The organism is Streptomyces sp. ACA25 (assembly GCF_028200735.1).
In the GTDB taxonomy this organism is placed as follows: Bacteria; Actinomycetota; Actinomycetes; order Streptomycetales; family Streptomycetaceae; genus Streptomyces.
This window is the reverse complement of sequence record NZ_JAQKPV010000005.1, coordinates 24013-38004: the sequence shown is the minus strand read 5'-3', so window position 1 is coordinate 38004 and position 13992 is coordinate 24013. Positions and strand designations below refer to the sequence as shown.

General features: G+C 70.5%; 13 protein-coding genes. 4 read left to right on the top strand and 9 right to left on the bottom strand.

Translation table 11 applies throughout. The annotated features are described in order from the left end of the window. Nucleotides 1–3: 3 nt before the first annotated feature. Nucleotides 4–1851, bottom strand: coding sequence for an ABC transporter substrate-binding protein (locus tag PJ985_RS10055; RefSeq protein WP_271683295.1), 1848 nt, complete (start codon nucleotides 1849–1851; stop codon nucleotides 4–6). Nucleotides 1852–2278: 427 nt separating this feature from the next. Between PJ985_RS10055 and PJ985_RS10050 the strand changes: the two genes are divergently transcribed. Further along, on the top strand, nucleotides 2279–2566 hold the full coding sequence (locus PJ985_RS10050; protein ID WP_271683294.1) for a DUF397 domain-containing protein: 288 nt from the start codon (nucleotides 2279–2281) through the stop codon (nucleotides 2564–2566). An 83-nt stretch (nucleotides 2567–2649) separates the two neighbouring features. Here PJ985_RS10050 and mqnP read toward each other — a convergent pair whose 3' ends face one another. Both mqnP and PJ985_RS10040 read right to left on the bottom strand, forming a co-directional pair. Further along, on the bottom strand, nucleotides 2650–3531 hold the full coding sequence (gene mqnP, locus PJ985_RS10045; protein WP_271683544.1) for a menaquinone biosynthesis prenyltransferase MqnP: 882 nt from the start codon (nucleotides 3529–3531) through the stop codon (nucleotides 2650–2652). 126 nt (nucleotides 3532–3657) lie between these two features. Beyond that, nucleotides 3658–5109, bottom strand: coding sequence for a menaquinone biosynthesis decarboxylase (locus PJ985_RS10040; protein WP_271683293.1), 1452 nt, complete (start codon nucleotides 5107–5109; stop codon nucleotides 3658–3660). Nucleotides 5110–5195: 86 nt separating this feature from the next. On the opposite strand from PJ985_RS10040, the gene PJ985_RS10035 reads away from it, so the two are divergent. After that, the gene (locus tag PJ985_RS10035) at nucleotides 5196–5657 is read left to right on the top strand and encodes a PLD nuclease N-terminal domain-containing protein (RefSeq protein WP_271683292.1); all 462 of its coding nucleotides are present in this window, start codon (nucleotides 5196–5198) and stop codon (nucleotides 5655–5657) included. Between the two features lie 171 nt (nucleotides 5658–5828). On the opposite strand, the gene ccsB is transcribed toward PJ985_RS10035, so the two are convergent. From ccsB to hemL, 6 genes are all read right to left on the bottom strand, one after another. Then, nucleotides 5829–6935: a c-type cytochrome biogenesis protein CcsB gene (ccsB, locus tag PJ985_RS10030; protein WP_271683291.1), complete on the bottom strand. Its 1107-nt coding sequence runs from the start codon at nucleotides 6933–6935 to the stop codon at nucleotides 5829–5831. Further along, nucleotides 6932–8845: a cytochrome c biogenesis protein ResB gene (resB, locus tag PJ985_RS10025; protein WP_271683290.1), complete on the bottom strand. Its 1914-nt coding sequence runs from the start codon at nucleotides 8843–8845 to the stop codon at nucleotides 6932–6934. The genes ccsB and resB overlap by 4 nt, the downstream gene beginning before the upstream one ends. 5 nt (nucleotides 8846–8850) lie before the next feature. Then, entirely contained in the window at nucleotides 8851–9615 is a 765-nt protein-coding gene (locus tag PJ985_RS10020) for a cytochrome c biogenesis CcdA family protein (protein WP_271683289.1), read from the bottom strand. Between the two features lie 7 nt (nucleotides 9616–9622). Further along, nucleotides 9623–10237 carry a TlpA family protein disulfide reductase gene (locus PJ985_RS10015; protein ID WP_271683288.1) on the bottom strand — a complete coding sequence of 205 codons (615 nt, stop codon included), beginning with the start codon at nucleotides 10235–10237 and terminating at the stop codon, nucleotides 9623–9625. A 129-nt stretch (nucleotides 10238–10366) separates the two neighbouring features. Continuing rightward, nucleotides 10367–11080, bottom strand: a complete 714-nt coding sequence (locus PJ985_RS10010; RefSeq protein WP_443033462.1) for a histidine phosphatase family protein — start codon at nucleotides 11078–11080, stop codon at nucleotides 10367–10369. A 25-nt stretch (nucleotides 11081–11105) separates the two neighbouring features. Continuing rightward, nucleotides 11106–12413 (bottom strand): glutamate-1-semialdehyde 2,1-aminomutase, encoded by a 1308-nt coding sequence (gene hemL / locus PJ985_RS10005; RefSeq protein ID WP_271683286.1) that lies wholly within the window; start codon nucleotides 12411–12413, stop codon nucleotides 11106–11108. 125 nt (nucleotides 12414–12538) lie between these two features. On the opposite strand from hemL, the gene PJ985_RS10000 reads away from it, so the two are divergent. Together PJ985_RS10000 and PJ985_RS09995 are read left to right on the top strand one after the other, a co-directional pair. After that, nucleotides 12539–13126, top strand: coding sequence for a hypothetical protein (locus tag PJ985_RS10000; protein ID WP_271683285.1), 588 nt, complete (start codon nucleotides 12539–12541; stop codon nucleotides 13124–13126). A 45-nt stretch (nucleotides 13127–13171) separates the two neighbouring features. Beyond that, a complete protein-coding gene (locus PJ985_RS09995; protein WP_271683284.1) occupies nucleotides 13172–13984 on the top strand; it encodes a hypothetical protein in 813 nt (270 codons plus the stop codon). The last annotated feature ends 8 nt before the right edge of the window (nucleotides 13985–13992 follow it).

Here is a 13992-nt window from a genome sequence, read left to right as displayed (position 1 = left end):
TCCTTACTCCCGCTTGTCGGCAGTCTTGCGGCGCTGCATCAGCAGGTAGCCGCCTCCTGCGAGCAGCACCAGCAGCGCGGCGCCGAGCGCCCAGGGGGCGGCTCCGGAGCCGGTGTCGCCCGCGGCCTCGCCGCCGCCGTTCTCGAGCCCGGCCGGGGTGGCGCTCTCGTAGCCGAAGGCCCCTTGCTGCTCGCGGATCATTCCGTCGTCGGTGGGCTGGGTGCCGAAGCCGGTCCAGTCATCCGAGTTGTAGGCCTCCAGCTGGTTCTCGTAGTACATCTGGATGGCCGGGACCTCCTCGTAGAGGAGCTTCTGCATGTCCCGCACGATCTCCGCCCGGGCTTCCAGGTCGCTCTCCCGGTCCTGCGCCCGGTACATCTCGTCGTAGTCCTCGTTGCAGTAGAACGAGAAGGTCAGGTCGGTGGCCTCGGGCTCGTCCGGCAGGCGGTCACAGGTGTGGTAGACGAGGGTGGAGCCCGGGTCGGGGCCGGCGCTCCAGGTGCCGAAGGCGATGTCGTAGTTGCCGGCTTCCTGCTCCTCGTTGAGCGGGGTGGTGTCCATGGCGACCGGCTCCAGGCTGATGCCCAGTTCCTCCACCCAGTCGACCAGGAAGTCCTGGATGATGGCGTAGGTGGGCCGGTCCGAGTGGTAGAAGAGCCGGAATTCCAGTGGCCGGCCGCTCTCCGGGTCGATGCGGACGCCGTCGGCGTTCCGCTCCTGGTATCCGGCGTCGTCCAGGAGCTGGTTCCCGGTCTCGGCGCTCACCTCGACCTGGTCCGCGCCCGGCTCCCAGGCGAAGTCACCGAAGATCGGCGGGACGTAGCTGACGCCCGGCACGCCGTGTCCGCCCATGGCGACCTCGACCAGGCGTTCCTTGTCGACCACGTGGTGGATGGCGCGGCGGACCGCGGGGTCCTGCAGCGCCGGGTGGCCGTTCCCGAACTCTTCGCCGTCCTTGCTCCGGGCCCCGGTGTTGAAGCCGAGGGACTGCAGGCGGCGGCCCGGTCCGGTGCTGGTCGTGATGTTGTCCACCGCTTCGAGCGCCTCGTACTGCTGAGGGTTCAGCCCGCCGATGAGGTCCACCTCACCGGTCTGCAGCGCCTGGACCATGGCCTCGGGGGTCTCGTAGTTCTGCATGACGAGTTCGTCGTAGGCGACCGGGCCGGCCCAGTAGTCCTCGTTGGCGGTCAGGACGACCCGTTCGCCTTCCCGGTACTCGGCGAGCCGGAAGGCTCCGGAGGTCGGCTGGCCGGGTTCGCCCATGTAGTCCTCGGGGTTCTCCAGCTCGCCCCAGATGTGTTCCGGCATGATCATGACGGCCACCCCTTTGAGGTGGGCCATCATGGCGCTCGGTTCCTCCACCTCGATGACCAGGGTCCGGTCGTCGGTGGCCTCCACCGAGGTGAAGTTGTCGACCAGGTCGCCGTGGCGGCTGTTGAAGGTGGTGTTGTCCCGGAGCAGGTCGAAGGTGAACTTCGCGTCGTGCGCGGTGACGGGCTCGCCGTCCGACCAGGTGGCGTCCGGGTCGATGCGGTAGGTCCAGGTCAGTTCGTCGTCCGAGGGCTCCCAGGATTCCGCGAGTGCGGGCGAAGGGCTGTAGTCGTCCTGGCTCCAGCGGATCAGCGGGTCGTACATGAGGTTGTTGAACTCGCCCTGGATGAGCCAGCCGGAATCCAGCGGGTTCATGTGCGGGATGTTGTCGAGCCCGTAGGTGCCGACGATCAGGGTGTGCTTGTCGCCCTCGTCCTGGGCGCGAGCGCCGTCGGCCAGGGCCATCGACAAGGCGACGCCGCAGGCGACCGTGGCGACGGCCGAGCGCTTCAGGAACGACCGGTCAGACGTTCTTGCCACGGAAGTACTCCCCTTCCAGACCTGAGAATCAGCGAATGCCGAGCACCTTCGGGCACGCGAGAAAGGAAGTCAATGCCTGTAGCTGAAAGTTTCATTCAGCTGAAGGATTTGGTAGCACTTGCCCTTTTGGTATCAGCACATACCGCACCGAACTACCCCTCGGCAATCTTGTCGAAACCCAATTAGGTCACCGGTCGGACCAGTGGAGAATTAGCCCTTGTGGAGTAATTCTCTTACACCTTGGGAACGCCCCGGCCAGCAGGGAAGGGGGTTTCACTGGTCGGCCCGGGTTTCCTTTCGGGCCGCCCCCTTCGGGCCACCCCGTTCGGACCGTGCTGATGCTGTGGAGGGGACGCCGGCCCGGTACCGTGACGCCCGAGCGGGCGCACCGGCGCGCGGACGGCGGGAACGACAGGGGAGGAACACGATGAGCGGCATCGACGCGGAGCGGTTGAGCTGGGTGCGCGCCGAGGTCGAGGACGGCAGCGACGAGCACTGCTTCGAGATCGCGGCCGGCGAGGGCGACCTGATCCACATCCGCCAGACGGACGAGCCGGACAAGATCGTGACCACCACCCGGGTCAAGTGGGATGCCTTTGTCCTCGGCGTGCGGAACAACGAGTTCGACCACTTCGTGACCGGCGCGGCGCCGGGCGCGGCGGCCGGATCGGCATCCGCCGACGGGGCTCTGCCGGCCGGGGAGAGCCCGGGCTGACCGGAGCGGCGGACTCACCCGGCTGCCGGGCCGGTTCCACCCGGACGGCCCTTCCCGGTGACCGGCCCCGGCCGGTCACCGGGCTACGCGCTCAGGCCCCGCACGAGGAGGTCGAGGAGGGCGAAGCCGAACAGCGAGATCCCGACGAAGCCGTTGACGGTGAAGAAGGCCCGGTTGAGACGGCTCAGGTCACCCGGCTTGACGATCGCGTGCTCGTAGACGAAGGCTGCCGCGACCACGGTCAGCCCGGCCCAGAGAAACGCCCCGGCCCCGGTGACCAGCGCGAACCAGACGAGCATCGCCAGGGCGACCGCGTGAGCGCCCCGCGCCCCGTACAGGGCCGCCGCGATGCCGAACCGGGCGGGCACCGACCGCACTCCTTCCGCCCGGTCGGCCGCCACGTCCTGGCAGCCGAAGATGAGGTCGAAGCCCCCGATCCAGATGCCGACGGCCAGCCCGAGGATCACCGCTTCCCACGACCAGCTGCCGGTGACCGCGATCCAGGCCCCGATCGGGCCCATGGCCTGGGCCAGCCCGAGGATGGCGTGCGGGTAGTCCGTGAACCTCTTGCCGTAGGGGTAGACCACCATGGGGCCGACCGCGACGGGTGCCAGCATCAGGCACAGCGGATTGAGCAGCGCGCAGGCGCCGAGGAACACCACGAGGGCTATGAGTGCGCCGATCCAGGCGGTGCGTACCGACACCGCCCCGGTGACCAGCTCCCGGCCGGCGGTGCGGGGGTTCCGGGCGTCGATCTCGCGGTCGATGATCCGGTTGGCGGCCATCGCGAAGGTCCGCAGCCCGACCATCGCGACGGTGACCAGGAACAGCGTCCACCAGTGGACGGTCCCGTCCGCCAGGAACATCGCGCTCAGCGCCGCGATGTATGCGAAGGGGAGGGCGAAGACCGAGTGCTCGATCATCACCAGCCGGAGAAAGGCCCGGACCGGTCCGGACTCCGGCATGCCGGTGGTATCGGCGGCAGCCGCCCGCGCATCCGTCACAGCGTGCTCTCCCTCGTCATTTCCCGGGTGGGCGACGACACCCGCCGCCCCACCCGGCCCGGGGCACCGCGGCCCTCCGGGTACCGGTCACAGACCGTACTCCTTCCAGCGGCGGGACACCTTCTCGGCCGTCCCGGGGTCGGACAGCACCATCTCCGGCCAGCCGCCGTCCCGCGTGTAGCCCTCCTCGGGCCACTTCGCGGTCGCGTCGATCCCTGCCTTGCCGCCCCAGAACTGCTGGTAGGAGGCGTGGTCCAGGTGGTCGACGGGGCCTTCGGTGAGGAGCAGGTCCCGGGCGTAGTCCGTGTTGCCCAGGGCACGCCAGGCGACCTCGTGCAGGTCGTGCACGTCACAGTCGGAGTCCACGACCACGATCAGCTTGGTCAGCGACATCATGTGCGCTCCCCAGACCGCGGACATCACCTTCTGCGCGTGCTTGGGGTATTTCTTGTCGATCGAGAGGATCGCGCAGTTGTGGAAGCCCCCCGCCTCGGGCAGGTGGTAGTCCACGATGTCGGGGATGATCACCTTCAGCAACGGCAGGAAGAACCGTTCGGTGGCCCTGCCCAGCGGGCCGTCCTCGGTCGGCGGGCGGCCGACGACGATCGACTGGAAGAGCGGACGCTTGCGCATGGTGACGCAGTCGATGGTGAGCGCCGGGAAGGGCTCCTGCGGGGTGTAGAAGCCGGTGTGGTCGCCGTAGGGGCCCTCGGGGCGCATCTCCCCGGGCTCCAGCCAGCCTTCGATGACCACCTCGGCGTTCGCGGGCACCTGGAGCGGCACCGTCCGGCAGTCGACCATCTCGACACGCTTGCCCTGCACGAACCCGGCCATCAGGTATTCGTCGATGTCGCCGGGCAGCGGCGCCGTCGCGGAGTACGTCACCGCCGGCGGGCAGCCGAAAGCGACGGCGACGGGCAGCCGCTCCCCGCGACGGGCCGCCACCTGGTAATGGTTGCGGCTGTCCTTGTGGATCTGCCAGTGCATCCCGATCGTGCGCTTGTCATGCCGTTGCAGGCGGTACAGGCCGAGGTTGCGCACCCCGGTCTCCGGGTGCTTCGTATGGGTGAGTCCCAGGTTGAAGAAGGAGCCGCCGTCCTCCGGCCAGGTGAACAGGGCGGGCAGCCGGTCGAGGTCGACGTCGTCGCCGGTCAGCACGACTTCCTGCACGGGGCCGGTCTTCACCTTCCTGGGCGGGACATGGGCCATCGACCCCAGTTTCCCGAACGCCTCCCGCATCCCGACGAAGCCCTGCGGCAGCTCGGGCTTCAGCAGGCCGCCGATCTTCTCCCCGAGGGCGCGGTAGGACTTCAGCCCCAGCGCCTTGAGCAGCCGGCGGTCCGTGCCGTACACGTTCATGGCCAGCGGGAGGTCCGAGCCCTTGACGTTCTCGAAGAGCAGCGCGGGCCCGCCGGCCTTGTTCACCCGGTCGGTGATCTCACCCACTTCCAGGTGGGGATCGACCTCGGCCTTCACCCGCCTGAGGTCACCATCACGTTCCAGAGCCCGGAGCAGTGTGCGAAGGTCGTCGTAGGCCATGCCGCTCAGTATTCCGGACGCATTACGCTTGGCCGTGTCAGGGGGCCACCCCGCGGCCCGGCTCACCATCTCCCAGGGGGACGATCATGCTCAGGGTACTGATGCCTCTGGCGCTGCTCGCGCTGGCCATCTACGCCCTCGTCGACTGCATCAGCACCAAGAAGGACGACATCAAGCACCTCCCGAAGGTCGTCTGGATCATGGTGATCGTGCTGGCCTTTGGGATCGGTCCGCTGGCGTGGATCCTTCTCGGCAGGGAACGGACCTTCCCGCACCGGGCCGGTGCTCCGGGACGGAGTCCCGCGGCTCACCGTCCCGGTGGGTGGCTCGCTCCGGACGACAACCCGGACTTCCTGAAGTCGATCAACGAGGACAAGCTGCGCGAGGAGAACGCGCGCGACAAGGAACTCCTGGAAAGCTGGGAGGAAGATCTGCGCCGTCGCGAGGAGGACCTCCGTGACGAGGACCTCCGCCAGGACGACAGCGACGACGGCGGCAGCGGAAGCAGCGGAAGCGGCGGCTCGCAGGACAACCCGCCGAAGCCGTAGCCCGGCACCTCGGCGGGCTCCCTCGGGGAGCCGGCCGGACGGGAGCCGGGCGGGTGCGTGAAGGGCCGGTCACCACGGCGGATGCCGTGGTGACCGGCCCTTCGTGTCGTGCACCGGGTGCGCCGAAGCACCGGGGTTCATCGGGCACCGGGGTTCACCGGCGGGGGCGGGTCAGTCCGGGATGTCGGCGTAGGAGTGCAGGCTGTCGACGAACATGTTGACGCCGTAGTAGTTGAACAGGAAGCACAGGAACGCCGCGACCGCGAGGTACGCCGCCTTGCGGCCCCGCCAGCCGGCGGTGGCCCGGGCGTGCAGGTAGCAGGCGTACGCCAGCCAGGTGATGAACGACCAGACCTCCTTGGGGTCCCAGCCCCAGTACCGGCCCCAGGCGCTCTCGGCCCAGATGGAGCCCGCGATGATCGTGAACGTCCACAGCGGGAAGACCGCGGCGTTGATCCGGTAGGCGAACTTGTCCAGTGTCACCGAGGACGGCAGGCGTTCGAGCACGGACGTCGCGAAGGCGCCCGCCCTGCCCCCGGCCGCGAGCTTGCTCTCGTAGCGGTCCCGGAAGAGGAACGCGACGGTGGCGACCGCGCCCAGGTAGAACAACGCGCCGCAGATGATGGCCAGCGAGACATGGATCCACATCCAGACCGACTGCAGCGCGGGCGGCAGCTGGTCACTCTCGGTGTAGAGCACGGTGACGGCGAGCCCGAGGTCGAGCAGCACGGTGGTGACCAGCGGGAGCCCCAGCCAGCGGACGTTCTTGCGGGCCAGCAGGAAGCCCAGGAACCCGGCGACGGCCACCATGGAGAAGGCGGTGGAGAACTCGTACATGTTCGCCCACGGCGCCCGCTGGACGGCCGCGGCGCGGGTCAGCACGCCGGCGGTGTGCAGCAGGAACGCCAGCACCGTCAGCGAGACGGCGATCCGGCCGTACATGTCGCCCTGCTCGTCCCCGCCGGCCGCCCCCGGGCCGTCGGGGAGGTGATCGCGGCTCGGAGAGGCGGAGCGGGTGACGATCTCAGGGCGTTCCAGTACCGAGGTACCGCTCTTCTTCCGTACGGTGACGGCCGGCTGTCGGGCAGCTGCGCCGTCCCCGGCAGGGTCCGTGCCGTCCCCGGTGCCCAGCGCGGCGGCCGTCCGGGCGACCTTGCTGCGGCTGCCGAAGGCCCACTCGGCGATGTAGGCGAGGAACGCCAGGGCGTACACCCCCATCGCCGAGTAGATCATCAGCTTGGCGAGGTCGGTGAGTTCCGTGCTGGCTCCGAGGTTCACGCTGCTCCTTCGGGTGAATCGGCGGGCTGGGTCCCGGGCGCTCGGCCCGGGGCCGGAACCCGCGCGGCGTCCGGGGCCGGGTTCCGTGCGGGAGCGGGATCGGCGGCGGGATCTGCGTCGGCACCGGACTCGTCACCGGCGTCCCGAACGGCGGCGGGGTCGGTGACGCGGTCCGGGTCCGGGTCCGGGTCGCGGAGGACGGGTGCGTCCGGCAGCAGGTCGTCGGCCAGCTCGCCCAGCTCCTCCGGGATCCTGGAGGACTCGGTGCGGCCGAGCGAGGCCAGCTCCACCACCGTGTGCCCCTCCGGTGCGGCGACCGCCCGGACCCACACCCGGCGGCGCTGGATCAGCAACGAACCGGCCAGTCCCGCGACAGCGGCCAGCGACCCGATGAGGGCCCAGCCGTTGGCGGCAGGGGTGGAGACCTGGAAGCTCGCCCAGCGCTCGTAGCCCTCGAAGACCAGCGAGCCCTTGCCGTCCGGAAGCTCCCAGGTGTCGCCGGGAGCCAGGTTCTCCCGGAGCGGCTCCCCGTCCTCGTCCCGCAGCTGTTCCATGTTCCGGGTCTCCAGCTGGTAGACGCTCTGCGCGAGGCCGGAGTCCAGCCCCAGGCTGCCCTGGTAGGCGTTGAGCGTCAGCACCGGGAAGTCCGGGTCGGGGAAGGTCGAGTGCGGACCGCGTTCGCTGTCGAGCCGGAAGGTCGGGTTGAAGAACCCGGAGAAGCCGAGCTGGTCCCACTCGCCGTTCTCGTCCCGGTAGTCGGCGACCTTGATCACACCGGTGGAGGTGAGCGCGTTGTCCTGCGGCAGGAACGGCACCGCTCCGGTGAAGGCGGTCTCCCCCTGCCCGTCCGTGACGGTGACGACCGGCGCGAATCCGTGGCCGATCAGGTAGATCTTCGCGTCGCCCACGGTCAGCGGGTGGTTCACCTCGATGGACGCCTGCTCGCCTTCCTGGCCTTCCTGCCAGTAGGTGATATCGGCGCGGAACTCGCGTGGCGTTCCCATGTCCGGGCCCTCGCGGGCGAAGGAGGCGTGGAACTCGTCGAGGTCGAAGCTGAACCGCTCCAGCTCGTTCACGTCGAAGAGCGGGCCGGACTGGAAGTCGTCGTACTGCGTGAGGGTGTTCGTGAAGCCGTCGCCCTCCACGATGAGCTTGCCGCCCTCCGTGCGGTACAGCTGCCCCGCGGCGAAGGCGACCAGCATGACGACCAGCGCCACGTGGAACAGCAGGTTCCCGGCCTCCCGCAGGTAGCCCTTCTCCGCGGCCACGGACGTCTCGGCCCGGACCCGGCGGAACCGCCGTCGCCCGAGCGCCCGCTGCGCGGCGTCCAGCACCCGCTCGGGCTCCGTCCCGGTGCGCCAGGTGGTGTACGCGGGCATCCGGGTCAGCCGCCGGGGGGCGCGCGGCGGCCGGCCGCGGAGCTGGCCGACGAACTGCCAGGTACGCGGCACGATGCAGCCGATGAGCGAGACGAACAGCAGGAGGTAGATCGCGGAGAACCACACCGAGGAGTAGACCTCGAAGAGCTGCAGCCGCTCGTAGACGGCGGTCAGCCCTTCGTTGCGCTCCCGGAAGTCTGCCGCCACCGCGGCGTTCACGCTGTCCTGCGGAATGAGCGAGCCGGGGATCGAGGCGAGCGCGAGCAGGAACAGCAGCAGCAGCGCCACCCGCATGGAGGTCAGCTGCCGCCAGAACCAGCGGGACCAGCCGGCGATCTCGCGGCCCGTCCAGGCCAGCGAGCCCCGCAGGCCGGGTGCCCGCACACCGCCGAACGAGCCGCCGCCGCTCCCCGGTGCCGCCGCTTCCTCCTCGGCGGGCGCCGTGGAGAGCCCGGCGGACTCCTCCCCGGGAGTGGGATCCGGACCGGCGGTACCGTCCGCCGGCCGCGTCGTGCTCTGCCGCTCGGGCATGCCCCTCACATCCAAACCGTGAACTCGGAGGACCAGACCTGGAGCTCGTAGACGAGGTGGTCCCAGATACCGGTCATCAGCAGGATCCCGGTCGCGATCATCATGCCGCCACCGATCCGCATGACCCATGCGTAGTGCCGTTTGACCCAGCCGAACGCGCCCAGCGCCCGCCGGAAGGCCAGCGCCGCCACGATGAACGGCATGCCCAGCCCGATGCAGTACGCGACCGTGAGGGTCGCACCGCGGGCCGCGGTGGCCTCGGTGAACGCCAGCGCCTGGACCGCGGCCAGCGTCGGTCCGATACAGGGGGTCCAGCCGATACCGAAGATCACCCCCAGCATGGGCGCGCCGGCCAGCCCCACCGCGGGCTTCCGGTGGAAGCGCAGCTCCCGCTGGCCGAACCGGGTGACCACCCCCATGAACACCAGGCCGAGAACGATCGTGAGCGCGCCGAAGACCTTGGTGAGCACCTCACGCTGCTCATGGAGGACGTTTCCGATGCCGCCGAACAGCGCACCGGTGGAGACGAACACGGCCGAGAAGCCGAGCACGAAGAGCGAGGCGCCCAGGAACATCCGGCCGCGCCGGGCCTGCTCCAGGTCGGCCCCGCCGGCACCCGTGACGTAGGAGAGGTAACCGGGGACCAGCGGCAGGACGCACGGCGAGAAGAACGACACCAGGCCGGCGAGCAGCGCGACCGGCATCGCGATCAGCAGGGCACCGGACAGTACGGTCTCGTTCGTGTCCGTCAGGGCGGCGAGGACCTGCATCAGGCGGTCATCCCTCGGCAAGAACCGGGTCGAGCGCGCGCCGCAGTTCGTCCTCGGTGAGGGCCTTGAGCGCGCGGACCGCGATGTTGCCCTCCCGGTCCAGGATCAGGGTGGTCGGGATGGCCTGCGGGGACAGCGTCCCGCGCGGGAACTCCAGGATCAGCCTGCCGGTGGGGTCGAAGAAGCTCGGATAGTCGATGCCGTGCCGTTCGTCGAACTTCTGCGCGTTGATCTTCTGCCGGTCCCGGGTGTTGATGCCGAGGAACTGCACGTCCTGGTCGGCGGTGTCGGCGGCGACCTTCGCCAGGTGCGGGGCCTCGGCGATGCACGGCGCGCACCAGGACCCCCAGACGTTGAGCACCACGACCTGCCCCCGGTAGTCGGAGAGCGCCAGTTCCTCGTCGTGGGTGCCCTCGCCGGTCAGCTCCGGTGCGGGCTGCCGCTCGCCCGCCGGGACCTCGGTGACCACCCCGGTGCCCTGGACGATGTTGCTCCCGCCACCGGACGGCCCGGCCTGCTCACCGCCGCACCCGGTCAGGACCAGGGCAGCCGCCGCGGCCCCGGCGAGGGCGGAGGTGAGGCGGCGGGTTCCACGACGACGGGGGACGCGGCTCTCGATCATGTGAAAAGTTTCCCATGCGGCCGTCCGTGATCTTCCGCGCCCCCCTTGTCCGGGTTCCGTCCCTGCTCGGGACCCCACCCGCCCCCGCTCGGAACACTTTCCGCGTTCCCGCGGGCCCGCTCGGACCTGTCAGGCGCCGGCGCCTCGCGCACCACCACCCCGCAAATGGGCGGGGACCAGATCGATGGCCGGCTCGGTGTAGCCGAGGGAGACGATGTCGTCGTCGCGGTACGTGAAGCTCGTCACCGAGGCCAAGGTGCACTGCCGTTTACGGGGGTCGTGCCACAGCCGGCGCCCCTCGACGAAGCTGCGGACGATCCAGATGGGCAGCTGGTGGCTGACACAGACGGCCTCATGCCCGCGGGCGGCGTCCCGGGCCGCGTCCAGCGCCCCCTTCATCCGCACCACCTGGTCCACGTACGGCTCACCCCAGGACGGCCGAAAGGGGTTGCGCAGGTGACGCCAGTTCGCGGGCCGCCGCAGCGCCCCGTCCCCGACGCCGAAGGACTTCCCCTCGAACGCGTTGGCCGCCTCGATCAGCCGCCGCTCCGTCGCCACCTCCAGGCCGTGCGCCCCGGCGATCGGCGCCGCAGTCTCCTGGGCGCGTTCCAGCGGGGACGCCACCACGTGGGTGACGTCCCGTCCGGCGAAGTGTTCCGCCACCCGGTCGGCCATCTCCCGTCCGAGCCCGGAGAGGCGGTAGCCCGGAAGCCTGCCGTAGAGCACACCCTCGGGGTTGTGCACCTCACCGTGCCGGACCAGATGGACGACGGTCTTCTCACCGGCTTCGTGGCCGGCCCGCCGGCCGGCCACCACCTCGGACTCCTCGGGCTGTTCGCTCATGGTCATGCCACCCATCATCGCGCCCTCAGGCGGTCGCCCCCGCGGCGGCCCGGGCCGCGCCCGGCAGCGCGGCCGCGATGCGCTCGATCGCCCGGTCGTCGTGCGCGGCCGACACGAACCAGGACTCGAAGGCCGACGGCGGCAGGTAGACACCCTCCGCGAGCATCGCGTGGAAGAAGGCCCGGAACCGGAACACCTCCTGCGTGGCGGCGGTGGCGTAGTCCGGCACCTCCCGGTCGGTGAAGAACACCGAGAACATGTTGCCCGCCGTCTGCACCCGGTGTGCGACACCCTCCTTCGTGAGTGCCTCGGCCACCAGCTCGCGAACCCGCCGGGAGGCGGTGTCAACCGCCTCGTAGACGGTGTCGTGGAGCAGCCTCAGCTGGGCGAGACCCGCCGCGGTGGCCACCGGATTGCCGGAGAGCGTGCCCGCCTGGTAGACGGGCCCGGCCGGGGCGAGCTGCGCCATGACCTCGGCGCGCCCGCCGAAGGCCGCGGCCGGGAAGCCGCCGCCCATGACCTTGCCGAAGGTCATCAGGTCGGGGACGACGCCGTCCAGGCCGAACCACCCCTGCCGGCTGACCCGGAACCCGGTCATCACCTCGTCGGAGACGTGGAGCGCGCCGTGCTCCGTGCACAGCTCCCGGAGCCCGGCGTTGAACCCCTCCCGCGGCGGCACGACGCCCATGTTCCCGGGCGACGCCTCGGTGATCACACAGGCGATCTCCCCGGGGTGCGCGGCGAAGGCTTCCCGCACCGCTGCCAAATCGTTGTACGGCAGGACGATCGTCTCTCCGGCCTGCGCGCCGGTCACTCCGGGTGAGTCGGGCAGCCCGAACGTCGCGACGCCGGAACCCGCCGAGGCCAGCAGGGCGTCCACATGGCCGTGGTAGCAGCCGGCGAACTTGATGACCTTGGGGCGGCCGGTGAAACCGCGGGCCAGCCGGATCGCGGACATCGTCGCCTCGGTGCCCGAGGACACCAGACGCACCTGTTCCACCGGGGAAATGCGGGCCACGATCTCCTCGGCCAGCTCGACCTCCCCCTCTCCCGGGGTGCCGAAGGAGGTGCCGCGGGACACCGCGGCCCGCACCGCGTCCAGGACTACCGGGTGGGCGTGCCCGAGAATCATCGGCCCCCACGAACACACGAGGTCGACGTACTCCCGGCCATCGGCGTCGCGGAGGTACGGACCGGCACCGGACACCATGAACCGGGGTGTACCACCCACCGCGCCGAAGGCACGGACCGGAGAGTTCACTCCTCCGGGTGTCACAGCGGCAGCGCGGTCGTAGAGCGTCTGCGAGACTGGGGCTTCGTACGAATAAGTCACGTGCCCATGGTGGCAGAGACGCGCACCTCACCAGCAGCCGGGCGTTTCGCTCTCGTCTGGTGGGGGAGGTCTCTGGGACGATGATCGGGTTACGCGGCGGGGGTCGCGAGTAGTCGGGTGGTGACATGCAGCGCGGTGGCGGACTTGGCGAGGGCACCGGGGACCTCGGGCCGGAGGCAGTTCCTCCGGCTACGCGTGCGCGCGGCCGCCACCGGCGTGGCGCGGAGAACAACAGCGGCGAGGTCCGAAGGGGGGGCCGGGTGAACCGGATGGACCGGATGGACGTGACGTACAAGTACTTCGGCGCGCCCGACGGCGCCACGGCCGCCCGGGTTCCCACCACCATGCGCCCGGAGGAGCTCGGCGGCGACGAGCTCGGCCAGGGCATGTTCACCCGCATCAAGCCGGAGACGATGGCCGCCATGGTCCTGACCGGCATCGAGGGCATCCCGCTCCACCGGGTGCCGCCGCTGGAGCTCGTGGTCCTGCACCCGGACTACGCCGTGGTGAAGCTGCCCACCACCGTCGTCGACCCGCTGCGCGGTGTGGGGGTGGAGGCGGTGGGCGCCGCCGCGTTCATCTGGTCCACGGTCCCCGACCGCAGCGGCCCCAGTGACGCCTTCGGTGTCTACCGGCTGCTCAACGAATGGCAGGACTTCTCCCGCCGCCTGCACGAGGCCGGCCACCAGCCGTACTGCCTGGTCTGGCCTTAGCAGTACATATACTCGCCCGGTCAGCAGAGCAAGGGAGGCCGACCGGTGCTGAGAGCTTCCGCGACGCGCGCCGCCGCGGCCGCCGCGCTGATCTTCGGGCTGGCTGCCTGCACCGCCGGCACCGGCGGTGATGACCGGGGAAACGGCGGGTCCACCGCCGAGACCGCGGCGACCCCACTCGAACCAGGCACGCACTCGGGGCTTCCCGAGCCGTGCGGCGCGGTCAGCGAGGAGCAGCTCGACGTCCTGCTGCCGGGCGCGGACCCCGAGGTTCGCACGGGGCAGCCGGACCTCACCTACGACACCAGCCGCCGGGTCGGCTGCCAGTGGCGGTCCTCCACCGAGACCGGGGCCCATCACCTGGCGGTGGACTTCCACCGCGTCATTTCCTACCACCCCGGGATCAGCGACGACGACCAGGCCGCACTCGACTTCGCGGCGCGCAGCGAGGCCGCGGGCATCCCGTCGCCCGAAGACCCGGCAGTGACCCCGGAGAGCTCCGGGAGCCCGCCCGGTTCCGGCGGTACGGGGGACGGCCCGTCACCGGACCCGGACCCGACCCGGCCCGGTGGTGGCGGGACGGCCGGAGAGGGCGCGGACAGCGGATCACCCACCGGTGAGCAGGCCCCGCGGGCCCTGTCCGGAATCGGCCAGAACGCCTTCCTCAACGACGAGTTCGTCAGCGGGGATGCGGGTGCCCACCGCGACATCACGCTGGCCTTCCGCAGTGCCAACGTCCTCGTGACGGTGAGCTACAGCGAGTCCGCGACCGACCGGTACGTGACACCGGACAGTGCCACCCTGCAGGACCGGGCCCAGGCGCTCGCCCGGCAGCTCGCCGCACGCTTCACCGACTGACGCACCCG

What these genes read in the sequence shown, in the direction of transcription:
- PJ985_RS10010 (WP_443033462.1), bottom strand. Translation starts at nt 11,080, where the DNA reads ATGAGCGAACAGCCCGAGGAGTCCGAGGTGGTGGCCGGCCGGCGGGCC.
- PJ985_RS10050 (WP_271683294.1), top strand. Translation starts at nt 2,279, where the DNA reads ATGAGCGGCATCGACGCGGAGCGGTTGAGCTGGGTGCGCGCCGAGGTC.
- PJ985_RS10000 (WP_271683285.1), top strand. Translation starts at nt 12,539, where the DNA reads ATGCAGCGCGGTGGCGGACTTGGCGAGGGCACCGGGGACCTCGGGCCG.
- mqnP (WP_271683544.1), bottom strand. Translation starts at nt 3,531, where the DNA reads ATGCCGGAGTCCGGACCGGTCCGGGCCTTTCTCCGGCTGGTGATGATC.
- resB (WP_271683290.1), bottom strand. Translation starts at nt 8,845, where the DNA reads ATGCCCGAGCGGCAGAGCACGACGCGGCCGGCGGACGGTACCGCCGGT.
- PJ985_RS10035 (WP_271683292.1), top strand. Translation starts at nt 5,196, where the DNA reads ATGCTCAGGGTACTGATGCCTCTGGCGCTGCTCGCGCTGGCCATCTAC.
- PJ985_RS10040 (WP_271683293.1), bottom strand. Translation starts at nt 5,109, where the DNA reads ATGGCCTACGACGACCTTCGCACACTGCTCCGGGCTCTGGAACGTGAT.
- PJ985_RS10015 (WP_271683288.1), bottom strand. Translation starts at nt 10,237, where the DNA reads ATGATCGAGAGCCGCGTCCCCCGTCGTCGTGGAACCCGCCGCCTCACC.
- PJ985_RS10020 (WP_271683289.1), bottom strand. Translation starts at nt 9,615, where the DNA reads ATGCAGGTCCTCGCCGCCCTGACGGACACGAACGAGACCGTACTGTCC.